Here is a 21,510-nt window from a genome sequence, read left to right on the forward strand (position 1 = left end):
CAGCCCTCTATGAACACCCCCCTCTCCGCTCCGTCCGCTCCCGCGCCACTCGGGTCCGTGCGTCTCACATCCCTGGCCGCGGCCTGCTGTCTCCTCCTGCTGACCGGCTGCTCCGGCAGCACGTCGTCGTCCGGTTCGGACCTGGACGCGGCAGGCCGGTCGGGCGACCGGCTCAAGATCACCCTCGTCACCCACGGCGCCAAGGGCGACGACTTCTGGGAACTCGTACGCAAGGGCGCCGAGACCGCCGCCGCCAAGGACGGCGTCGATCTGACCTACGCCAGCGACTCCGACGCCGACGGACAGGCCGAGCTGGTGCGGGACGCGATCAGCGACAAGGTCGACGGCATCGCGGTGACCCTCGCCAAGCCGCAGGCCATGAGGAGTCCGGTGGCTCGGGCCAAGGAGGCCGGCATACCCGTCGTGGGACTCAACTCCGGTATCGACGCCTGGCGTTCGGCCGGGCTTCTGGAGTACTTCGGCCAGGACGAGAGCGTCGCGGGCCGCGCCGTCGGCGACAAACTCGACGGCCTGCGCGCGAAGCACGCCCTGTGCGTCATCCACGAACGGGGGAACATCGCCCTCGAGGCGCGCTGCGCGGGTGTGAAGAAGACGTTCACCGGCGAGACCGAGATGCTCTACGTCGACGGTACGGACATGGACGCCATGACCGCCATGGTCGAGGCGCGTCTGCGACAGGAACCCGACATCGACGAAGTCATCACCCTCGGCGCGCAGTTCGCGCTCGCCGCGGTACAGGCTGCCGGGAAGGCGGACAGCAAGGCCAAGGTCGCCACGTTCGACCTGAACAAGGACCTGGTCACGGCGGTGCGCGACGGCAGCGTGCAGTTCGCTGTCGACCAACAGCCGTATCTCCAGGGCTATCTGGCCGTCGACGCCCTCTGGCTGTACAAGAACAACGGCAACGTCAGCGGCGGCGGTGCGGCGCCCGTCCTGACCGGCCCGGCCTTCGTCACCAGGACCAACGTCGCCGAGGTCGCCCGCTTCGCCGCCGCCGGAACCCGCTGACCGGGCTGTTCCCTCCTTGTCCCCGCTCCCCTCCCCCTCGCTGATCGCCCTAGGACGACTATGTCTCCACGGACAGGTGCCCGGCGCCGACATCTCGGCTCCATACGTCTCTCCCTCATCCTGCTGGCCCTGGTGCCCAGCGTCACCCTCGCCGCCATGTGGGGCGTGACGACGACCCAGATGTTCACGGAGGGCCTGCGACTGCGCGCGCAGACCGAACTGAGCCGGTCGACCGGCGCCATGGGCACCGAGGCGACGCTCACGCTCCAGCAGGAACGCAGCCTCTCGGCCGTGTGGCTGGCCTCGCGGCCCGCCGGTTCCCGGGCCGCGCTGGAGGCACAGCGCAAGAGGACGGACGCGGCGGTCGCCGTACTCGTCGCCCGGTCGGACGACATCCAGCAGGCGCCCGCCCGCGTCAGGGACCGGCTCTACTCGGTGGTCGCCTCCGTGGGCAGTCTGGAGTACTACCGGGGCCAGGTGGACGACCCCACCGACATCACCCCCGCCCAGGCGCTGGACCAGTACACCTCGATCATCGACGACCAGATCCACGCCTTCCAGGAGCTGTCCCAGGTCGACGACGGCGATCTCACCTCGCAGGCCGGTCCACTGGTCGCCCTGGAGCACGCTGCCGAACTGGTCTCCGAGGAGGACCTTCAGCTCACGCTGGCCGGGCCCCGCAAGCGGATGGACCCGAAGACGTGGACCGCGTTCGCGCAGCTGGTGAACACCCGGCGCTGGCTCGTGCAGGACCAGATCGTGCCCTCGCTCACCGGCACGGCGAAGGCGCAGACCGAGAAGATCCTGACGAGCTACCAGTGGCAGATCCTGGAGTCCGTCGAGGACAGGGTGCTCGCGGCCCGGGCGAAGCAGAGCGGGAACGGCGACATCGCGCTGCCGGAGGTGCAGAAGGAGTGGCGTTCCGCCCTCATCGAGGTCTCCGACCAGTATTCGGCGCTGATCCGGCTCCAGACGACGGCGCTGCTCCAGCGCAGCGCGGACGAGGCGCGTCAGCTGCTCATCACGGCCGCCTCGCTGAGCGCGGGCGGTCTCGTCGCCCTGCTGCTGTGCGTCGGCATGTCCTGGCGGATCACCCGCTCGCTGTCCCGGCGGCTGCACGGGCTGCGGATGGCCACGTTGAGCCTGGCGCACGAACGGCTCCCGGACGTGGTGGCCCGGCTGGACCGGGGCGAGACCGTCGACGTGGACTCGGCGGCCCCTCCGCTGGACTACGGGGGCGACGAACTCGGCCAGGTGGCCGCGGCGTTCAACACCGCCCAGCGCACCGCCGTGCACACCGCCGTCGAACTCGCCGACACGCGGCGCGGGTTCCAGAAGGTCATCCTGGGCATCGCCCGGCAGAGCCAGAACCTGGTCAACCTCCAGCTCAGCAAGCTCGACGCGCTGGAGCGGCGCCACCAGGACCCGGACGTCCTCAACGGACTGTACGAGCTGGATTCCACGGCGAGCCAGCTGCGCCGCTACGAGGAGAACCTCGTCATCATCAGCGGCGGCCGGCCGGGCCGGAGCTGGACGGAGCCGGTGGCTCTGATCGACATCCTGCGCAGTGCCGTCGGCGAGGTCGCCGAGTACCGGCGGGCCGAGGTGCACACCGAGGAGGACGTGTGCATCGCGCCGCCCGCCGTGGCGGACCTGATCCATCTGCTCGCCGAGCTCATCGACAACGCGACCTCCTACTCGCCGGCGCCCAGCCCCGTCGGGGTGCGGGCCGCGCTGGTGGCCAGGGGTCTGGCGATCGAGGTGGAGGACCGGGGTCTCGGCATGTCCGAGGAGGACTACACGTCGTTCAACGCACAGTTGGCGGTCCCTCCGCAGTTCGACGTGGTGGCGCTCGCCGACGATCTGCGGCTGGGCATGTTCGTGATCGCCCGGCTCGCGACCCGGCACGGCATCGCCGTCACCCTGCGCTCGTCACCGTACGGCGGGACCACGGCGATCGTGCTGGTCCCGCACGACGTCGTGGTCCGCGAGGCGCCCGGCCCCGCGACCCCGGCGGCAGACGTCCCGGGCGAGCCGGCCACCACCGGTCCACGCTCCGCCGACAGCGCACTCCCTCCACTCGAACCGGGCCCGGCAGGCGCGACGTCCACGACGTCCACGACAGGTGGAACGTCTGCCACGGGGCCGGAAGCGTCCGACGGTGAGCGGGGGACGCCGGGCGGGGAGCCGGAGGTCTCGGAGGGCGAGCGGGCGGGTTCGCAGGGCCTTAGAGGACCGAGGGGCGTCGCCGCCCCGGCGCGGCGCCCGTCGTCCTCGTCCGCCAAGGGGTGGGACCCGGCGCTCAGCCGGCTGGGCTCCGTGAGCGGCTCCGTGAGCACCGGCGCCGAACCGGCCGGACCGGCGCCCTCGACGGGCGGTGCGGCCTCGCCCGGCAGGTCCTCGGCCGGTACGGGCCACGCGCCGCTCCCGGTCCGCAGGTCCGCCACGCCGGCGGACCGTACGACCGACGCCCGCCCCGCCCCTCCGGCCGCGGCGGGCGACGGTCCGCCCTCCGCCTCGTCGCCCCCGACGCCTTCCGAGGCGGCCGCGGCCGGCGCGTCCGCCGACGGGCCGGGTGCGCCGGACGCCGCGGGTGACGGTGGTGTCCGGGTGGGCGGGACGGCGGCGGCGACCGCCCCGGTCCCGGGAGCGGCCGCCCGGCCCGAGGGTCTCGCCCGGTTGCCCCGCAGGGTCCCCCAGACCAGCCTGGCCACCGAGTTGCGCGAGGAGGCCGGTGCCGCCGAGGAGGACGACTTCCCGGACGACTTCACCGCGGAGCGCGCGGCCTCTTCCCTGGCCGGCTTCCAGCGCGGCACGCTGCGAGCACACGCCGACGCCGACGGACCGCCCACCGACTCCCTGGACACATCCGCCGAGGGGGCCTCCGGCCCGCCGGTCCCCACCGCCGGTGCCTCCCTGACCCCGACACCCCCCGCCGACCGCTCATGAAGGACTTCGCCATGACACGCTCCATCCCCGGCACGAACGCCCAGCTCGACCAGCTGCTCACCGGTCTCGTGGACCGGGTCGCCGACGTGAACCAGGCCGTCGTCCTCTCGGAGGACGGCCTGGTGGTGAGCAAGTCCACCGGCTTCCTCCGCGAGGACGCCGAGCGGCTGGCGGCCACCGCGTCCGGTCTCATGAGCCTCAGCAAGGGCGTCAGCATGGACTTCCGCGGCGGTCCGGTGCGTCAGGCGCTCATCGAGATGGCCAACAGCTATCTGATCCTCACCTCGGCCGGCCCCGGAGCCCACCTCGTCGTGCTGGCGGGCAGGAACGCCGACGTCGGCGTGGTGGCGTACCAGATGAACATGCTGGTGAAGAAGATCGGCGAGCACCTCAGCGCGGCGCCGCGGGCGCATGTGGGTCCCGCCGTCGGCACCAACGGCGGGTGAGGTGAGCGGAGGCGACGAAGCGGGCCGGCTCGTCAGGCCGTTCACCCTCACCGGTGGCCGGACCCGGCCCAGCCGTGCCGACTTCACGCTCATCACGACGGTGACCGCGGTCGACCCGCCGCCCGCGCAGGCCACCCGTCCGCAGCCGGAGCACGGCCGCATCCTGCGGCTGTGCGCACGGCCGCTCGCCGTGGCGGAGCTCGCGGCCCATCTCGACCTGCCGGTGAGCGTGGTCGTCATCATCCTCTGCGATCTGCTGGAGGCGGGCCTGATCACGGCGCGGCCGCCGCGTTCCGTCGCCGGCACCCCGGATCTCGACCTGCTGGAGAAAGTGAGGGACGGCCTTGGCCGGATCTGATCCCACCGCTCCCACCGCCCTCAGCACCACGCCGGCGGCGGCACCCGACACGGTGAAGATCCTCATCGCGGGCGGCTTCGGCGTCGGCAAGACCACCATGGTCGGGGCGGTCAGCGAGATCGCGCCGCTGCGCACGGAGGAGCCGCTGACCGTCGCCGGCCTGGACGTGGACGACCTGAAGGGCATCGAGGAGAAGCGGTCCACCACCGTGGCCCTCGACTTCGGCCGGATCACCATCGGCGACGACCTCGTGCTGTATCTCTTCGGCACCCCGGGCCAGCAGCGGTTCTGGTTCATGTGGAACGACCTGGCGATCGGCGCCCTCGGGGCGGTGGTGCTCCTCGATGTACGCCGGCCGGAGTGCAGCTTCGCCGCGATCGACTTCTTCGAACGCCGGGGCATCCCCTTCGTCGTCGCGGTGAACGGCTTCGACGGGTGGCACCCCTACCCGACGGAGGAGATCAGGGAGTCGCTGGCGTTGCCGGCGCGTGTTCCCGTGCTGCTGTGTGACGCGCGGGAGCGGGAGTCGTGCCGGGACGTGCTGATCGCCCTGATCGACCGGCTGATCGAGGACGTCGCACTCCGGTCGAGCCCGACCCGCTGAGGCCCCGCCCGGCCGGCGCGCTCCTGGCGGATCAGGGGGCGCCCGGCGGATCAGCGGGCTCAGGCCGGATCAGCGTGCTCCCGCCGCCCGCAGTACGGCGGCCGTCTCGGGGTACGGTCCCGCGGTCGCCCACTCGAGCGGCGTCCGGCCCTGGCCCCGGTCCTCGCGGAGGCCGGGGTGGGCGCCATGGGCGAGAAGGGCGCGGACCGTTTCGGTGTGGCCCCAACAGGCGGCCGCGCACAGGGGCGTTCCCTCGGCGCCGGGGCCCGCGCTCTCGGCGTCGGGCGGCGCGCCCGCGGCGAGCAGCCGGCGTGCGGAGTCGGCGTTCCCCTGAACGGACGCCGCGTACAGAGGGGTCGTCCCGTCGGCGTCTGCCGCCGCGGGATCGGCTCCGGCCCGCAGCAGCAGGGCCACCCGGGGACCTTCCCCGGACATCGCCGCCGCCATCAGACGCTTCGTCAGTTTCTTCTGCCGTCTTCTGTTCACGGGCGCCGAGACTAGCCCGGTCCGCCGACGGGATCGCCCGGATTTTCAAGAGCCGCGCACAGGCACAAGGCGGGAAACCGCCAAGCGTGTCCCAGTGATTGACCTGTTCCCCCCGCGCCCCTACTTTCTGACCGACTCACCGAACCTTGTTCGACATTTCGAACTTCCGGTCGGTTTCGCAGGGCTCGACCGGTCGGTATCGAAGGGCACCCCGCACCCCCTTGGAGCGCACATGACCCCCAATCCGTCCCGCCGCCTCTTCCTCGGCGCGGCCGCCTCCGTCCCCCTGGCTCTCACCCTCGGCGTCCCCTCCGCCCGCGCGGCCGACTCTGCGTACGTGATGAGCTACTTCACCGAGACCACCAGCCTCGGCGCCGGCTCCGACTACGGGCTCCACCTCGCCGTCAGCACGGACGGGCTTCAGTGGATGCCGCTGAACCAGAACAACCCCGTGGTCACGCCGACCGAGGGCGCGCTCGGGCTGCGCGACCCGTTCATCCTGCGCAAGCAGGACGGCACCTTCGTGGTGCTCGCCACCGACCTCAAGGGCACCGACTGGAGCTACGTCAGCCAGTACGTGCACGTGTGGAACTCGACCGACCTGCGGACCTTCACCGGCTACCACCGGCTCAAGCTGCACGACATGAACACCCACTGCTGGGCGCCGGAGGCGTTCTGGGACGCGGGACGGGGACAGTACGCGCTCATCTACTCCGCCGTGAACGCGAGCGGCCACAACGTGATCATGGTCAACTACACGAGCGACTTCGTCACCGCCTCGGCGCCCCAGGTCTTCTTCGACCCCGGCTACGACGTGATCGACGGTGACATGGCCGTGGGCGTGAACGGCGTCAACTACCTCTACTTCAAGAAAGACCAGACGCTGGTGGGCGCGCGGTCCAGCACCCTCGACCCCGGAAGCTTCACGGTCTTCAACACGGGCGTCGCCCATGGCGGCACCGAGGCGCCGACGCTGGTCAAGTCCCTGACCTCCGGCACCTGGTGGCTCTGGGGGGACACCTACACCCCCAACGGCGTGTTCTACGCCTGGCAGTCCACCGACCTGGCGGCCGGCACCTGGACCGCGCTCGACCAGAAGACGTACACCCAGCCGGTGAACTCCAAGCACTGCGGCATCACGACGATCACCGGCACCCAGTACAGCAACCTCGTCGCCAAGTGGGGCGCGCCCGCCTGGAACCGGCTCAAGTCCTACAACTACCCGGACCGCTACGTCCGTCACGCCAACTACGTCGGCCGCATCGACACGTACCCCTTCGACCTGTACACCGACTCGCAATGGAAGCTCGTTCCCGGTCTGGCCGACGCCGCCGGGGTCTCCTTCCAGTCCGTGAACTACCCGACCCGGTACCTGAGGCACTACAACTACCAGCTGCAACTCGACGTGAACGACGGCACGTCGACGTTCGCCGGCGACGCGACCTTCTACCGCACGGCCGGCCTCGCGGACTCGGCCTGGGCGTCGTTCCGCTCGTACAACAATCCGACGCGCCACATCCGGCACTCGAACTACGTCCTGCGCATCGACCCGATATCGACGACCACCGAGAAGCAGGACGCGACGTTCTCCGTGGGGTACTGAACGGCCCCCCTCACCGGGCCACCGGACTCACAACCCGGCCAGTACCGGCAGCAGTTGCGCCGCCGACGTGATGTCGCCGGTCAGCGGGCGGTCCTCGGTGCCCGCCGGGAGGACGGCCGCCGCCACGGCGAAGACCTCGCCCGGCGGCGGCAGCGTCTGCCCCCGGTCCGGACGCATTCTCAACGCCCTTACTGCCGCGACCAGTTCGCAGGCCAGGACGGTCGTGTAGGCGTCCGTCGCGCGCAGGGTCTGGCGGGCGGCCTGCCCGGCGAAACTGGCGGCCTCCTCCAGCCCCCGCGACAGGACCGCGTGCCCCGCCGATGCGGGCGCGGTCGCCGAACGCAGTTCCGCGAGCGCGGAGTTGGCGGTGTACTCCAGGATCATCGTGCCCGAGCTGCTCGCGGGCCCGCCGCCCAGGAACGCGGGCAGACCGGTGAGCGCCGGGTCGCCGAGCGCGGCCAGCCGGGCGGCACAGAGCTGCGCGGTCTGCAACAGGGCGAGGTTCGCGGCGTCCAGGGCGAGGCCCAGGGGCGCGGCGAAGAAGCCGCCGTGGTGGTAGGCCGCGGTGCCGTCGGGGTGGATGAGAGGGTTCTCCGAGGGACAGTTGACCTCCACCTCGACGACTTCGCGCAGTCGCTCGGAAGCGTCCAGGGCGCTGCCGTGCGCCTGGGGGAAGGCGCGGAACCCGAAAGGGTCCTGGACGCGCCCGGGGCGGTGCGGCGGACGGTCGGGCAGCCCGAGCAGCCGACGTACCTCAGCGGCGGCGCGGGCCGCCCCGGGATAGGGCCGCAGGGCGTGCACGGGCGCGGCGTACGCCTCCGCGGAACCGGACACCGCGGCCAGGGAGAGGGCCGCGACGGCATGCGTCGCCCGCAGCAGCACGTCCAGCTCCCCCTGGGCGAGCGCCGCCTGCCCCAGCGCGAGGGCATTGCTGCTGAGCAGTGCGAGAGCGTCACCGGGCTGAAGGACGACGGGCGCAGGGAGACGGGCGGGGGTGGCGCCGGGAGCGGGAGCGAGGACGGTGGTCACGACGGGGGCCGGGACCGGGGCGGGAATCCCCGCCGGGGCGGTGAACGCGGTCGTGTCCCGCTGCGGCTCGGGAGCTCTCGCGCCCCGCCAGGCCCGTTCGCCGATGAGCGTCAGGCCGGTCTGGGCCAGGGCCGTCAGGTCGCCGGTGCCGACGGCGCCGTACTCGTTGACGGCCGGGTGGACACCGAGACGGAGCGCTTCGGCGAGTGCGTCGACGACGGCGGGCTGGATTCCGGAGCCGCCGGCCAGGAGCTGGTTGGCGCGTACCGCGAGCATGGCACGGACCTGACGCGCGGGGAGCAGGGCGCCCGCGCCGCCCGCGTGGCTGCGCAGCAGACGCAGGCCGTGCGCGGCCTCGTCACCCTCCTCGACCGGCACCGCACGCTGTGCGCCGACGGCGGTGCCGCGGCCGTACAGCCGCCCGGCGGCGGCGAGCCGCCTCGCGGTGCGGCAGGAGCGGGCGGCCCGCTCCCGGGCCTCGGGGGCCACGCCGGGTACGGCCGTACCGTCGGCGAGCGCGAGCACCCCGGCGACGGTGAGCGTGGCGCCGTTCAGAACGACCCGGGCCTCCCCGTGATGCGGGGCGACCCGGGCCGGTCCGTTTGCTGTTGTGTCCAACGGTTCAGGGGATCCGGCGGAGCGTCAGCCCAGGCCGGCCGACTTCAGCCACGCCTTGGCGACGTCGAGCGGGTCCTTGCTCTCCAGCTGCACCTGGGAGTCCAGGTCGAGCAGGCTCTTCGTGTCCAGCTTGGCGGAGACGGCGTTGAGCGCGTCGATGCCCTCCTGGGAGAGCCCGCTCTTGTAGACCAGCGGAGTCACGTTCGCGAATCCGAAGAGGTTCTTCGGGTCCTGGAGGACGACGAACTTCTCCTTGGTGATGGTCGGGTCCGTGGTGAAGATGTCCGCGGCCTGCACGGTGTCCTTCTTCAGCGCGGCCTGGGTCAGCGGGCCGCCCGCGTCGAGGGCCTTGAAGGACTTGAACTTCAGCCCGTAGACCGACTCCAGGCCGAGCATGCCCTGCTGTCGGGTCTGGAACTCGGGCGATCCGCCGAGGACCAGCTTGGGCGCGATCTCCTTGAGGTCGGCGAGCGTGGACGTCGCCGTGAGGCTGTACTTCTCCGCGGTCGCCGCGTTGACCGTGACGGAGTCCTTGTCCTCGGCCGGCGACGACTCGAGCAGCGTCAGCTTGGAGTCGAGCTTGGCCTTCGCCGCGGCGTTCACGGTCGCGAGCGAGGTCTGCTCGGCCTTCGCGTCCAGGTAGGCCAGCAGGGAGCCGTTGTACTCCGGCAGGACGGTGATGGAACCGTTCTTGAGCAGGCCGTACGTGGTCTCGCGGCTGCCGATGTTGGGCTTGTAGGACACCTTGATGCCCTTGGCCTTCAGGGCCTCGCCGTAGATGTCGGCGATCAGGATGCTCTCGGCGAAGTTGTTGGAGCCGACGACCACGGTGTCGCCGGCCGCCTTGTCGCCGGCGAGTGGGTCGGAGGTGTCGTCGGACGAGGAGGAGCATCCCGCCAGCAGGACTGTCACCGCCGCGAGGGCGACGGCCGCCGCACCTGGGTGGTTCCTGAGGGACCTGCTGCTGTGGGCGTTGGTAGTCACGGTTCCCGTTCCGGGCTGGGGGGTTGATGAGAACTCAAACACTTCGGCTCGATCCAATCCACCCGCTTCTTGATCAGTCAAGAGCAGCCGGGTTACCGATTGGCCTCGATCCGTGATCATTTATGCACGGACCGGGAGATCACCTGTGTACGCCACGGTCGGCCTCCAGCAGGTCCCTGGACACCGCTTCGTAATGGATTCTTGACGTAGGGCGACGCACTCCACTGTTCGAAGAGGGGATAGTCTCGCCGGAGTTGGCGTCCGTCACAGCAATCGGCGGAGGCCACAGCGGTGTGCGGGGGCCGCTTCCATATCATTCACATTCGGACACGTGTGTGCAGAAAGTCGGCATGCATGCGAACCCCCCTTGCACGCCTGCAACACCTTCTTGAAGGAGGCCCGGTGTCCACGAAAGAGGTGGACGCGTCCGCCCGGCCGGCATCTGCGGCACCGACGTCCGCGCGCCGGGGTCTGCGGGGGTTCGCCGACCGATGGCCCTTCCAGCGCAAACTGAACGTACTCGTCGGTATCCCGCTGACGGTGATCGCGCTGCTGCTGACGTACCTCATCGTCGACCTGGTGCAGGAGTCCAGCCGCGCGGAGAACGCCGCCCAACTGGTCCGCGACAGCGCCCAGGTCGCCCAGCTCGTCGCCGAACTCCAGGACGAACACCAGCAGGCCATCCTGCTCTCGGTGCGCCACGAGGCGGCCTTCGACGGCGCCGCCCCCTCGACCGACGGGTACCGGCAGGCGCAGGCCGCCGTGGACGCGCAGGTGCAGAAGGTGGTCGACAGCTTCGGCGGCCGGCTGCCCGACACCGAGGTGCAGGCCCTCAAGGAGGTCCAGGGCCTGACCGGCCTGCGCGCCACCATCGAGCAGGGCTATCTGCCCGCCGACAACATCGACCCGGCGTACTCGGGTGCGGCCGACGGTCTCATCGACGGTCTGGGCCTCGACCGCAACGCCGACCTCGCGACCACCTTCACCGGCAACCTCCTCGATTCGCTGCTGCGCGCCGACGCGGCGCACGGCGCCTTCGAGACCGGCGTGTTCTCCGCCCGGACCGGTGACAGCAACGCGCTCATCGAATTCACCGGCGCCGTCGGCTCGTACCAGCTGTTCGCTTACCAGGCCGACCGGTTCGACCGGTTCGCCAGTGCGGCGCAGGCCGCGGAGTTCAGCGGCATCGAACACAACTCCTCGCAGGCGGCGATCGGCCAGCACTACGCCGAACTGGCCGTGGATCCCAGCGCGTTGCAGGCCGAGTCCAAGGCGGACATCCGTGCGGCGTTCCGCACCGCCATCGCCTCCTACCCCGACTACAGCGCGCAGGCCGACACCCGGCTGAAGATCACCGCGTCGCTCATCGACCAGATCGCCGACCGGGCCGACGACGCCGCCTCCAGCGCCCAGTGGCGCGCGGGCCTCCTGCTGAGCCTGGCACTGCTCTGCTTCGCCCTGTGGATCGCCTTCTCCATCCTGGTCCGCCGCTCGGTGGTCCGCCCGGTGCTGGCGCTGACCGGCGCCGCCCAGGAGGTCGCCGACGTCGCGGGGCGCGAACTCGCCCGTGTCGCCGACGACGACGCCGAGGAGTCCGGCTCCCCGCGGCTGCGTGAGCTGCCGGTCACCGCGGACGACGAGATCGGTGAACTCGCCGAGGCCTTCAACAACGTGCAGACCACAGCGGCCGCGCTGCTGGAGCGCCAGGTGCTCAGCCGGCGCAACGTCGCCGAGATGTTCGGCAACGTCGGCCGCCGCGTCAGCAACCTGACCACCCGTCAACTCGCCCTGATCGACGCGGTGGAGCGTGGAGAGACCGACCCCGCGCTGCTCGAACGCCTCTACTCCATCGACCACATCGCGGTCCGCCTGCGCCGCAACGCCGACAGTCTGATGCTGCTGGCCGGCATCCGCGAGACCGTCCTGGACGCCGGTCCGATCGAGCTCACCAACGTCGTACGCGCCGCGCTGGGCCAGATCGAGGGCTTCCAGCGGGTACGGCTGCGGGCCGCGACCGAGGTCATGGTGGAGCCCGACATCATCGGCGACCTGACACTGATGATCGCCGAACTCCTCGAGAACGCCGTGTCGTTCTCACCCGAGGGCAGCCCCGTGGAAGTGGTGGTCGGCGCCGACCACGACGGCGCGTCGATCACCGTCGCCGACCACGGCCTGGGCATGAGCGCCGAGCGCCTCGCCGACGAGAACTCCCGCCTCGTGCGCCGTGAGCGTCTCGACGTCGTCCCGACGAAGGTGCTCGGCCTGTTCGTGGTCGGCGCGCTGGCCCGCCGCTGGGACGTCGACGTCACCCTGTCCCGTACGCCGGGCGGCGGTGTGACGGCCGAGGTGCTGATCCCGTCCGCGCTGCTCCTGACGACGAGCGAGCTGGAGCCGGCGGTCAGGTCCGGCTCCACCGGCGCGCCGGCCGCTCCGTCGGCCCCCGCGGCCGGCCCCTCCCCGTCGGCCTCGATCACGTCCACGGTCCCGTCCTGGGCCACGAACGACGACGAGGCGACCTCGCTCCCCCGCCGCGTCCCCCGCCGCGACCCCTCCCCCGTCGGCCGGGAGACCGAGGCCCCGCTGTCCCCGGCGGCCGGTGCCGAGGACCCGGCGCGCGACACCACCACGACCGTGACAGGCGGCTCCGCCGGCACGGACAGCGACACCCACACCGACTCCGCCCGTGTCTCCGCCCGGACGGCGAGCTCCGCGTCCCTCGACGGACCCGCCGGGACCGGGGCTGCGGACACCGCCTGGGCCGGGTCGCAGAGGCCGGCACCCGTGTCGGGTGCCGCGGCCCGCGCCGGCCTGCGCGAGCCCGCGGCCACTGCCGGCGCCGCCTCCCGGGTCCACCCGGACGGGATCGCCATCCCGGCGCCCGGCGCCCCCGTGCCGACACTCCACGACCGCGCGGAAGACCGCCCCGGTGCCGACTCCGCCACGCCGGAGCCAGCGTCGCACTCCCACCCGGCCGGCCCCGGCAGCGGTGTCTCCCGTACGGCGGGCGGCCCCGGTGACGAGGTCCGAGGGACGGAGCGGTCCGCCGCCGGACACGGCGCCGAGCCGGCCCCGTCCGTGCGCTCCGCCGACGCCCTCTCCGGCCGGGCGGGCGCCGACCCGTTCGCCGTCGGTCCCGACGGCTCCCGCCCGCTGCGTCGGCGGGTGCGCGGGGCGACGCTGCGGACGACCGCCGACGCCGCCGCCCAGCAGGCCGCGCGTCAGCCCGCCCGCCCCGCCGACGCGGACGCCGTGCGCGATTCGCTGGAGGAGTTCGAGGCGGCCGTGGCCCGTGCGCACCGCGACACCGGTGAACATCCCCGCCCCACCGAAGACCCGAGCCGGAACGACCGCCGGCTCGGCGTCCCGCCCGGCAGGACCGACCGGACAGAGCCGTCCGAGGCGTCCGAACCGACCGAGCCGATCACTGACCCGATCGGCGTCCGGGACACCCCGCACCACCAGAACCACCTTCCGGAAGGAGCCGAGCAGTGAGCACGTCGACAGGTGAGACTCCCGCCGGAGATGCCAAGCCGACCGATCTGCGGGCCGCCGCAGCCGACTTCACCTGGCTGCTCAACCGTTTCGCCACCGAGACCGCAGGGGTCGTGGACGCCATAGCGGTGTCCTCCGACGGACTGCTGATCGCGGTGTCGGAGCTGCGCGAGCACGCCGACTCCGAACGCCTGGCCGCGATCGTCTCGGGCATCACCAGCCTGGCCGCGGGCGCCTCCGGCAACTACGGTCTGGGCGGCCTGAACAAGGTCATCATCGACCTGGAGGGCGGTCACGTCCTGGTCTCCGCCATCGGCAGCGGCGCCGTGCTCGGCGTCGTCACCGACAAGGAGGCCAAGCTGGGCAACATCGCCTACGAGATGACGGTGTTCGCCAACCGGGCCGGCACCGCGCTCAGTCCGCAGCTCGTCCTGGAACTGAAGAACAGCGTCGGCGTGACGCGCACGCGCTGAGCGCGAGCCACCGCAGAGAGAGCGAACACCGATGGCGGACGGCCGCACACCGCGCGGGGCCGGCGAGGACGGCGTCGCCCCCGTCGGACCCGCACCCGCCGTCCGGCCCTTCCTGGTGACCGCCGGCCGGGTGGCGGGCGGCGCGGGCGAGGCGTCGTCCGGCCGGACGATGCCCGTGGAGACCCAGCTGGTGGCCACCACCGGCGGTCTCGACGCGCTCGATCTGCTCTCCTTCGAACAGCACGACATCGTCGCCGCCTGCCGCGTGCCGCAGTCCATCGCGGAGATCGCGGCCAGGCTGCGGCTGCACCTGAACGTGGTGCGGGTCCTCGCCGAGGACCTCCGGACGGCGGGGCAGCTCTCGGTGCACGTGCCCGACTCCGGCGTCACCCACGACGCATCCGTTCTGCGCAGGGTTATCGATGGCCTGCGGGCCATCCCCGACTCCCGGGGGGTACTCCGTGACACCGACTGAACCGCTGGTCCGCACCTCGGCCGGGCAGGCCGCCGTACGGCCGCCGTTGCCGGTGAAGCTGGTGATCGCGGGCGGCTTCGGCGTGGGCAAGACCACCGCCGTGGGCTCGATCTCCGAGATCGAGCCGCTGACCACCGAGGCGGCCATCACCGAGGTCGCGGCGGGCGTGGACGACCTCAGCCACACCCCGCGCAAGACCACCACCACGGTCGCGATGGACTTCGGCTGCATCACCATCGACCCGACGCTGAAGCTGTATCTGTTCGGCACGCCCGGGCAGGAACGGTTCGGCTTCATGTGGGACGACATCGTGGAGGGCGCGGTGGGCGGCCTCGTCATTGTGGACACCCGCCGCCTCGACGACTGCTACGCCGCCGTGGACTACTTCGAGCACAAGCGGATCCCGTTCGCCGTCGCCGTGAACGCCTTCGACGGCCAGATCGCGCACACGCTGGACGAGGTCCGCTGGGCCCTGGACGTGTCGGAAGGCGTTCCGCTGCTGGTCTTCGACGCCCGCGAGCGCGGCTCGGTACGCGACGCCCTGCTCGTCGTGCTGGAACAGGCGCTGGCCCGCTCGGGCGGCTGACGGAACGGGAACGGCCACGGTGCGGGGGAAGCTCGTCCCCCGCACCGTGGCCGTTCCCGTTCCCGATCCCGTCATGAGTCAACGTGACGGGCCCTCGAACCGGCGGCGTCGTGACGCTAGTTGCTCCGGCGCACTCCCGGCGAGACCGTCAGCTTGGTCGCCGCCCAGAACACCGCGAGGGTCGCGAGTGCCATGCCGGCGACCAGTGTGGCGCCGCCCACCACCTTCTCGTAGTCGTGCTGGTAGAGACCGTCGACGATGTAGCGGCCGAGGCCGCCGAGGCTGACGTAGGCGGCGATGGTGGCCGTGGAGACGATCTGGATGGCCGCCGAGCGCAGACCGCCGAGGATCAGCGGCAGCGCGACGGGCAGTTCGACGCGCAGCAGGATGTCGGCCTCGCGCATGCCCATGCCCCGGGCGGCGTCCACCGGGGGCGGATCGACGGAGCGCATCGCCTCGTAGGTGGTGACGAGGATCGGCGGGACGGCGAGCACGACCAGCGGGATCATCACGGGCAGCATGCCGAACCCGAGCGCGATGGTCGTCACCACCAGCAGACCGAAGGTGGGCAGCGCGCGGCCGGCGGTGGCCACCAGGGAGAGGACGTTGCCGCCGCGCCCGTAGTGCCCGGTGACGAGGCCGATCGGCAGCCCGATCACGGCGGCCAGGGCGAGGGCCTCCAGGGAGTACTGGACGTGCTCCCACAGCCGGGTGGGAATCCCGTCGTACCCGTACCAGTTCGCGCTGTGGCCGAAGAAGGCGCTGACGAAGTTGATCACGTTCACCGGGCTGCGTCCTCCAGGGCGGGCACGGCCGGTTCGGGCCGGACCCCGGTGGCCTTGGACCGTGCGCCACGCGCGGCGCTCGGCATCCAGGGGGTGAGCAGGACGCGTACGACGACCAGCAGGGCGTCCGCGAGCACCGCCAGTACGGCACTGGTGATCACGGAGTTCCAGGCGAGTTCCGGCCGGTTGTAGATCTGCGCGTCGTGGAGCAGGTTGCCGAGCGCGCCCTGGTTGCCGATCAGCATGCCGACGCTGACGAGGCTGATGCTGGACACCGTGGCCACCCGCAGACCGGCGATGATGGCGGGCACCGCGATCGGCAACTGGACCTGGACGTAACGGCGTACGGGCCCGAAGCCCATCGCGGTCGCGGCGGCCAGGGTCTCCTGCGGGACCGAACGGACGCCGTCGACGATCGCCGGGACGAGCACGACCAGGCTGTAGACGGTGAGCGGGATCATCACCGTCAGTTCGGTCTGTCCCGTGTAGTCGATGAGGACGACGAAGAAGGCCAGGGACGGGATGGCGTAGAGCACGGTCGTCACCCAGAGCACGGGCGGGTACAGCCAGCGCAGCCGCACGCACAGCTGGGCCAGCGGGAGCGCCAGCAGCAGCCCGCCGAGCACCGGCAGCAGGGCCTCGCGCAGATGGAGCACGATGAGGCCGAACCAGTCGTGCTGGAGGTCGCTCGGGATGTCGAAGAAGCGGTTCACCGGATGACCTTCCGGGCGCTCTCCGCGGCGGGCTCCTGTTCCTCACGGCCCGCCGCGTGGGCGCCGCGGATGGCCTCGCCGATGGCCGCCTGCGAGACGACTCCGGCGGCCCGGCCCTCGGCGTCCACGGCGACCGCCCAGCCGGTGGGCGACAGGACGGCGCAGTCGAGCGCGGCGCGCAGCGAGTCCCGTCCGGCGACGAACGGCCGTCCGTACGGCAGCAGCCGGCCGGCGTCGACCCGGCCGGCCGTCAGTGCGCCGGGCTCGCTCCAGCCGAGCGGACGGCCGTCCAGACCGGTGACGAGGAGGTAGGGGGCCTCGGTGGCGCCACGGGCGGCGATCTGTTCGGCGGTGGCGTCGACGGCGACGATCGGGGTGGTGAGCAGTTCCAGGCCGGCGGAGGAGAAGAACGACAGGCGGCGGATGCCCCGGTCGGCGCCGAGGAAGTCCTCGACGAACGCGTCGGCGGGGTCGGACAGCAGCTCGGCGGGCGGTGCGTACTGGGCGAGCAGGCCGCCGGTGCGCAGCACGGCGACCATGGTGCCGAGTTTGACGGCCTCGTCGATGTCGTGCGTGACGAAGACGATCGTCTTCCCCAACTCCGCTTGGATGCGCAGGAGTTCGTCCTGAAGGCCCTTGCGGACGACGGGGTCGACGGCGGAGAACGGCTCGTCCATCAGCAGCACCGGCGGATCGGCGGCGAGGGCACGTGCCACACCGACGCGCTGTTGCTGGCCGCCGGAGAGCTGGTAGGGGTAGCGCTTGGCGAACGAGGCGTCGAGCCCCACGCGTTCCATCAGTTCCCGTGCCCGCGCGCGTGCCTTGTCCTTGCTCCAGCCGAGCATCCGGGGCACGGTGGCGATGTTGTCGACGATCGTGCGGTGCTGGAAGAGTCCGGCGTTCTGGATGACGTAACCCATGGACCGGCGCAGGGTGTTGACCGGCTGCTGACGGCTGTCGACGCCGTCGATGAGGATCGTGCCCTCGCTGGGTTCGACCATCCGGTTGATCATCCGCAGGGTCGTCGTCTTGCCGCAGCCCGAGGGGCCGACGAGGACGGTGATCGAGCGGTCCGGTATGTCGAGGGAGAGCCGGTCGACGGCCACCGTGCCGTCCGGGTATCGCTTGGTGACTGCATCTATCCGTATCAAAACGCCGAATACCCTTCGGGTCTGGCTGTTTCCGCCCACTCTCGACCAGACGAGTTTCGGGCCGTTGCGGGGAGAGTCTAAACCGCTTACGTTTCGGACGTTTTCACGGGAGAGGCCCGTTCGCGAACCGATGCCGGCTGTGCGCGACCTGTGAGTCCGCTGATTCTCACTCTCGTCTCAGGACCGGCTCAGGGATCCCCCAGACACGGCCCCGATCGTCATGGCCATGAACGCCCACCGGGGCGAAATCCCACTTGGAGTACGCGCCATGACGACACTCGCCCCGCCACCCGCCCCCGTCCAGGAGGACGGTGCCCGCCACCGGGCGGCCCCGCCCTTCGCCGCCCGCGCCGGGCGCCTGTTCACCGGCGCTCCGCAGGACCCGCGCTGGGCCCGCCCGGCCCTCTGGGCGATCCTCGTCCTGGCCACGGCCCTCTACGCCTGGAACCTCTCCTCGATCACCGGGAACACCTTCTACGACGCGGCCGTCTACAGCGGCACCAGGAGCTGGAAGGCGTTCTTCTTCGGCGCCCTGGACGCGGGCAGCTTCATCACCGTCGACAAACCGCCGTTCGCCCTGTGGGTGATGGGCCTGTCCGCCCGCGCCTTCGGGTACGGCACCTGGCAGTTGCTGCTGCCGATGGCCGCCCTCGGAACCGGTTCGGTCGCGCTCCTGTACCGGCTGGTGAAGCGGGACTTCGGCGCGGTGGCGGCGACCGTCTCCGCGCTGGCGCTGGCCCTCACCCCGATCACGGTCGCGATCACCCGGGACACCAACCCCGACCCCGTCCTCGTCTTCCTGATGCTGCTGGGCGCGGCCGCGCTGCTGAAGGCCGTGCGCACCGGCCGGCCGATGCCCCTGGTGTGGTCCGGCGTCGCCATCGGTTTCGCCTTCAACACCAAGATGATGCAGGCCTACGTCGTCCTGCCCGCGTTCTTCCTGGTCTACCTGTGGGCCGCGAACGCCTCACTGGGCAGGCGCATCCGCAACCTCGCGGTCGGCACGGTCGCGCTGATCGCCTCCAGCGCCTGGTGGATGGTGGTCGTCGACCTGATTCCCGCCTCCTCCCGCCCCTACATCGGCGGCTCGACCGACAACACGGTCTGGGACCTGGTCATCGGCTACAACGGCTTCGGCCGTATCTTCGGCGCGAGTTCGTCGGTGGGCTCGCAGGGCAACGGCGCGAGCTTCGGCGGCGAGGCGGGCCTGTACCGGATGTTCAACGAGATCATGGGCGGCCAGATCTCCTGGCTGATCCCCTTCGTGGTGATCGCGCTCGCGGCGGGTCTCGTCCTGCGCGGCCGGGCGCCCCGTACGGACGCCAGGCGCGCCGCGCTGATGCTGTGGGGCGGCTGGTTCGTCCTGCACTACCTGACCTTCGCCCTCGCCGAGGGCACCTTCCACCCGTACTACGTCACCGCCATGGCTCCCGGCATCGCGGCGCTGGCCGGCGCCGGCGGCGTCACGCTCCACGACGCCCACCGCAACGGCGTCGCGGCCAAGTGGAGTTGGGTGCTCCCGGCCGCGGTCGCGGCGAGTGCGGTGTGGGCCGTCGTGCTGCTCCAGCGGGCCTCCGGCTCCGGGGCGCTCTACACGGCCGCCGAGGTCGTGGCCGGTGCGGCGGGTGCCGCGTCGGTGATCGGCCTGCTGGTCGGCCGGTTCACCGGGCGGCAGCGGCTGACGGGCGTCGCTGCGCTGGCGGCGGTCGTGGCACTGCTCGCCGGCCCGGCCGCCTACTCGGCGTCGGCCGCGACCTCCGGCACCAACGGCACCAACCCGACGGCCGGGCCGAGCACCGGCGGTGCGGGGGGCATGGGCGGCGGCGGTCAGCGGCCGAGCGGCGGTTCGGGCAATGTCCCGGGGACGGGCCGGGCGCCCTCGGGCAGCGTCGGCTCCGCGGAGCCGGGCACGACCGGGTCCGGCTCGGCGCAGTCCGGTACGACCGGATCAGGCTCGGCCGGGTCCGGTACCGCCGGCGGTCCGACCGGCGGGGGTACGGGCGGTGGCGGTGGCACCCAGGTGTCGTCCGCGATGATCACGTATCTGCAGAAGAACCAGGACGGCGCCACCTGGCTGGTGGCGGTGGCCACCGATCAGACGGCCTCCTCGATCATCCTGGAGTCGGGCGAGCCGGTGATCTCCATGGGCGGCTGGTCCGGCAGCGACGACGCGATGACGCTCACCGGGCTCAAGGCCCTCGTGAAGGCGGGGAAGCTGCACTACATCGTCGTCGGCGACAGTGGTCAGGGCTCCTCGAACTCCGAGATCCTGACCTGGGTCGAGGCGAACGGCACGGCCGTGTCCGACTACAGCGGTCTCTACCGCCTGGACGCGTCCGACGTCGGCTGAGGTGCCCGTGCGGGACGGTCCGTACACACGCAGGGCGGGCCGCCGGTTCTCACCGGCGGCCCGCCCTGCGTGCGCCCGACCGGGCGACGACGCCCGACCCGCCTCAGCGGCACCGGCGTCGGGGGTGCGTGCGCGGCGGGCGCCCCCGGCCCGAGGTCCATGCGAAGGCCGTCGCGCCCCAGCCGAGCAGCCACACGGCCGCTCCCAGGGCCCCGGCCTCGAAGCTCACGCGGCCGCCGCCGCCGTCGGGAACCCGTCGGTGCGCAGCACCCGTCCGCCGGGCAGGACGGCGAACACCTCGCAGCCGTCCTGTGCCGCCGCCCACTCGACGCCCTCCGCGCCCAGCGCGAAGGCCGCCGTGGCGACGGTGTCGGCCTCGGTGAGGGTCGGAGCGACCACGGTGAGGCTGTCGAGGCCGGTGGCCGGGCGTCCGGTGCGGCCGTCGACGATGTGGTCGCCGCGCTCGTACCGGCCGGAGGTCGCGACCGCCCCGTCGGTGAGGGCGAGGACGGCGCACAGCCGGTCGGCGATCCCGGGATGCCTTACGCCGACCCGCCAGGGGCCGCCGGAGACGACCACGTCACCCCCGGCGTTGAGGCAGAACCGGCCGAGCCCGGCCCCGGTCAGCAGCTCCGCCGCCCGCTGCACCGACCAGCCCTTGACCACCGCGCAGGGGTCGAGAGCGCGGCCGGGCAGCCGCACGTCGAAGGCGCCGCCGGTGGCGGTCCGGTACCGCTCGCAGATGCCGAGGACCTCGACGAGGCCGGCGCTCAGCCCATCGGCCGACAGCTCGCCCCGGCCGTACCGGGAGACCTCGCTGTCGGCCCGGAACGGGCTGAACCGTGCGTCGACCTCGTGCAGCCAGGCGAACACGGCGTCCACGGCCGCGTCGGGGACGACCGTGTCGTCGACCCGCAGCGAGACCGGGAACCCCATGACGTGTTCGACGCGGTGCACGTCAGGCGCCCTTCGCGTCGATCACGGCCTGGAGGGACTCCTTGTAGCCGTCGCTCGTGAGGGTCGCGCCGGAGACCGTGTCGATGTCCGCGCTCTGCGCCGTGAGCGTCTGCGCGATCAGCTTCGGGACCGCGGCGGTCGTCTGCGGGTGGTTCGGCTGCTTCAGCATCTTCACCGCCGTGATGCGGTCGCCCTCGTAGGTCACCTGGACCTGGACGTCGCCCTTCTCCGTGGTCACGGTCGTACCGGTGAACGTGGTCGATCCCGGGGAGCCCGCGGAGCCCGGGGCCGACGTGGAGGAGGACACGGAGGGCGTCGAGGCGGCCTCGGCGGTGGATGTCGTACCGGTCGACGGCTCGTAGCGCCAGAGCGGGACGAGACCCGCCACCGACAGGACCAGGACAGGTATGGCTCGCTTCATC

19 protein-coding genes are annotated in these 21,510 nt (G+C 71.9%); 11 read left to right on the forward strand and 8 right to left on the reverse strand.

Annotated features, from left to right (window positions below; all coding sequences use genetic code 11):
* Nucleotides 1-9: 9 nt before the first annotated feature.
* Genes OHS71_RS10525 through OHS71_RS10545 form a run of 5 tightly spaced genes read left to right on the forward strand, consistent with a single transcriptional unit; the run spans nucleotide 10 to nucleotide 5,386 of the window.
* Nucleotides 10-1,029, forward strand: coding sequence for a substrate-binding domain-containing protein (locus tag OHS71_RS10525; RefSeq protein ID WP_328479124.1), 1,020 nt, complete (start codon nucleotides 10-12; stop codon nucleotides 1,027-1,029).
* 60 nt (nucleotides 1,030-1,089) lie between these two features.
* Entirely contained in the window at nucleotides 1,090-3,978 is a 2,889-nt protein-coding gene (locus OHS71_RS10530) for a sensor histidine kinase (RefSeq protein WP_328479125.1), read from the forward strand.
* 11 nt (nucleotides 3,979-3,989) lie between these two features.
* Complete coding sequence (locus OHS71_RS10535) at nucleotides 3,990-4,424, forward strand: roadblock/LC7 domain-containing protein (RefSeq protein WP_328479126.1); 435 nt, start codon at nucleotides 3,990-3,992, stop codon at nucleotides 4,422-4,424.
* A 1-nt stretch (nucleotide 4,425) separates the two neighbouring features.
* Nucleotides 4,426-4,782 (forward strand): DUF742 domain-containing protein, encoded by a 357-nt coding sequence (locus tag OHS71_RS10540; RefSeq protein WP_328479127.1) that lies wholly within the window; start codon nucleotides 4,426-4,428, stop codon nucleotides 4,780-4,782.
* Nucleotides 4,769-5,386, forward strand: coding sequence for a GTP-binding protein (locus tag OHS71_RS10545; protein WP_328479128.1), 618 nt, complete (start codon nucleotides 4,769-4,771; stop codon nucleotides 5,384-5,386). Before OHS71_RS10540 ends, OHS71_RS10545 begins: the two co-directional genes overlap by 14 nt.
* A 69-nt stretch (nucleotides 5,387-5,455) precedes the next feature.
* On the opposite strand, the gene OHS71_RS10550 is transcribed toward OHS71_RS10545, so the two are convergent.
* Nucleotides 5,456-5,872: an ankyrin repeat domain-containing protein gene (locus tag OHS71_RS10550; RefSeq protein WP_328479129.1), complete on the reverse strand. Its 417-nt coding sequence runs from the start codon at nucleotides 5,870-5,872 to the stop codon at nucleotides 5,456-5,458.
* 232 nt (nucleotides 5,873-6,104) lie between these two features.
* On the opposite strand from OHS71_RS10550, the gene OHS71_RS10555 reads away from it, so the two are divergent.
* Nucleotides 6,105-7,475, forward strand: coding sequence for a glycoside hydrolase family 43 protein (locus tag OHS71_RS10555; RefSeq protein ID WP_328479130.1), 1,371 nt, complete (start codon nucleotides 6,105-6,107; stop codon nucleotides 7,473-7,475).
* A gap of 27 nt (nucleotides 7,476-7,502) precedes the next feature.
* Here the strand turns inward: OHS71_RS10555 and OHS71_RS10560 are convergent, their stop codons facing one another.
* Both OHS71_RS10560 and OHS71_RS10565 read right to left on the reverse strand, forming a co-directional pair.
* Nucleotides 7,503-9,122 (reverse strand): aromatic amino acid ammonia-lyase, encoded by a 1,620-nt coding sequence (locus tag OHS71_RS10560; protein WP_328479131.1) that lies wholly within the window; start codon nucleotides 9,120-9,122, stop codon nucleotides 7,503-7,505.
* A 24-nt stretch (nucleotides 9,123-9,146) separates the two neighbouring features.
* Nucleotides 9,147-10,106, reverse strand: a complete 960-nt coding sequence (locus OHS71_RS10565) for an ABC transporter substrate-binding protein (RefSeq protein WP_328479132.1) — start codon at nucleotides 10,104-10,106, stop codon at nucleotides 9,147-9,149.
* A gap of 402 nt (nucleotides 10,107-10,508) precedes the next feature.
* Here OHS71_RS10565 and OHS71_RS10570 point away from each other — a divergent pair, with 402 nt between their 5' ends.
* From OHS71_RS10570 to OHS71_RS10585, 4 genes are read left to right on the forward strand one after another with little or no spacing between them, the layout of a single operon-like run.
* A complete protein-coding gene (locus tag OHS71_RS10570) occupies nucleotides 10,509-13,598 on the forward strand; it encodes an ATP-binding protein (RefSeq protein ID WP_328479133.1) in 3,090 nt (1,029 codons plus the stop codon).
* The gene (locus tag OHS71_RS10575; protein ID WP_171400113.1) at nucleotides 13,595-14,071 is read left to right on the forward strand and encodes a roadblock/LC7 domain-containing protein; all 477 of its coding nucleotides are present in this window, start codon (nucleotides 13,595-13,597) and stop codon (nucleotides 14,069-14,071) included. Before OHS71_RS10570 ends, OHS71_RS10575 begins: the two co-directional genes overlap by 4 nt.
* 31 nt (nucleotides 14,072-14,102) lie before the next feature.
* Entirely contained in the window at nucleotides 14,103-14,546 is a 444-nt protein-coding gene (locus tag OHS71_RS10580; protein ID WP_328479134.1) for a DUF742 domain-containing protein, read from the forward strand.
* A complete protein-coding gene (locus OHS71_RS10585; RefSeq protein ID WP_328479135.1) occupies nucleotides 14,533-15,132 on the forward strand; it encodes a GTP-binding protein in 600 nt (199 codons plus the stop codon). Before OHS71_RS10580 ends, OHS71_RS10585 begins: the two co-directional genes overlap by 14 nt.
* 116 nt (nucleotides 15,133-15,248) lie before the next feature.
* Here OHS71_RS10585 and OHS71_RS10590 read toward each other — a convergent pair whose 3' ends face one another.
* From OHS71_RS10590 to OHS71_RS10600, 3 genes are read right to left on the reverse strand one after another with little or no spacing between them, the layout of a single operon-like run.
* Nucleotides 15,249-15,917, reverse strand: coding sequence for an ABC transporter permease (locus tag OHS71_RS10590; RefSeq protein WP_328479136.1), 669 nt, complete (start codon nucleotides 15,915-15,917; stop codon nucleotides 15,249-15,251).
* Nucleotides 15,914-16,630 (reverse strand): ABC transporter permease, encoded by a 717-nt coding sequence (locus OHS71_RS10595; protein ID WP_328479137.1) that lies wholly within the window; start codon nucleotides 16,628-16,630, stop codon nucleotides 15,914-15,916. Before OHS71_RS10595 ends, OHS71_RS10590 begins: the two co-directional genes overlap by 4 nt.
* Nucleotides 16,627-17,781, reverse strand: coding sequence for an ABC transporter ATP-binding protein (locus OHS71_RS10600; RefSeq protein WP_328479138.1), 1,155 nt, complete (start codon nucleotides 17,779-17,781; stop codon nucleotides 16,627-16,629). Before OHS71_RS10600 ends, OHS71_RS10595 begins: the two co-directional genes overlap by 4 nt.
* 268 nt (nucleotides 17,782-18,049) lie before the next feature.
* On the opposite strand from OHS71_RS10600, the gene OHS71_RS10605 reads away from it, so the two are divergent.
* Nucleotides 18,050-20,131, forward strand: coding sequence for an ArnT family glycosyltransferase (locus tag OHS71_RS10605; protein ID WP_328479139.1), 2,082 nt, complete (start codon nucleotides 18,050-18,052; stop codon nucleotides 20,129-20,131).
* Between the two features lie 225 nt (nucleotides 20,132-20,356).
* Here OHS71_RS10605 and OHS71_RS10610 read toward each other — a convergent pair whose 3' ends face one another.
* On the reverse strand, nucleotides 20,357-21,088 hold the full coding sequence (locus OHS71_RS10610; protein WP_328479140.1) for an FAD:protein FMN transferase: 732 nt from the start codon (nucleotides 21,086-21,088) through the stop codon (nucleotides 20,357-20,359).
* A gap of 1 nt (nucleotide 21,089) precedes the next feature.
* On the reverse strand, nucleotides 21,090-21,509 hold the full coding sequence (locus OHS71_RS10615) for an FMN-binding protein (protein WP_328479141.1): 420 nt from the start codon (nucleotides 21,507-21,509) through the stop codon (nucleotides 21,090-21,092).
* Between the last annotated feature and the right edge of the window lies 1 nt (nucleotide 21,510).

It is taken from the genome of Streptomyces sp. NBC_00377, from assembly GCF_036075115.1.
Taxonomy (GTDB): Bacteria; Actinomycetota; Actinomycetes; order Streptomycetales; family Streptomycetaceae; genus Streptomyces.

Excerpts from the sequence above, each read along its gene's own strand:
- OHS71_RS10580 (WP_328479134.1), top strand. The coding sequence starts at position 14,103 with ATGGCGGACGGCCGCACACCGCGCGGGGCCGGCGAGGACGGCGTCGCC.
- OHS71_RS10535 (WP_328479126.1), top strand. The coding sequence starts at position 3,990 with ATGACACGCTCCATCCCCGGCACGAACGCCCAGCTCGACCAGCTGCTC.
- OHS71_RS10615 (WP_328479141.1), bottom strand. The coding sequence starts at position 21,509 with ATGAAGCGAGCCATACCTGTCCTGGTCCTGTCGGTGGCGGGTCTCGTC.
- OHS71_RS10605 (WP_328479139.1), top strand. The coding sequence starts at position 18,050 with ATGACGACACTCGCCCCGCCACCCGCCCCCGTCCAGGAGGACGGTGCC.
- OHS71_RS10525 (WP_328479124.1), top strand. The coding sequence starts at position 10 with ATGAACACCCCCCTCTCCGCTCCGTCCGCTCCCGCGCCACTCGGGTCC.
- OHS71_RS10555 (WP_328479130.1), top strand. The coding sequence starts at position 6,105 with ATGACCCCCAATCCGTCCCGCCGCCTCTTCCTCGGCGCGGCCGCCTCC.
- OHS71_RS10530 (WP_328479125.1), top strand. The coding sequence starts at position 1,090 with ATGTCTCCACGGACAGGTGCCCGGCGCCGACATCTCGGCTCCATACGT.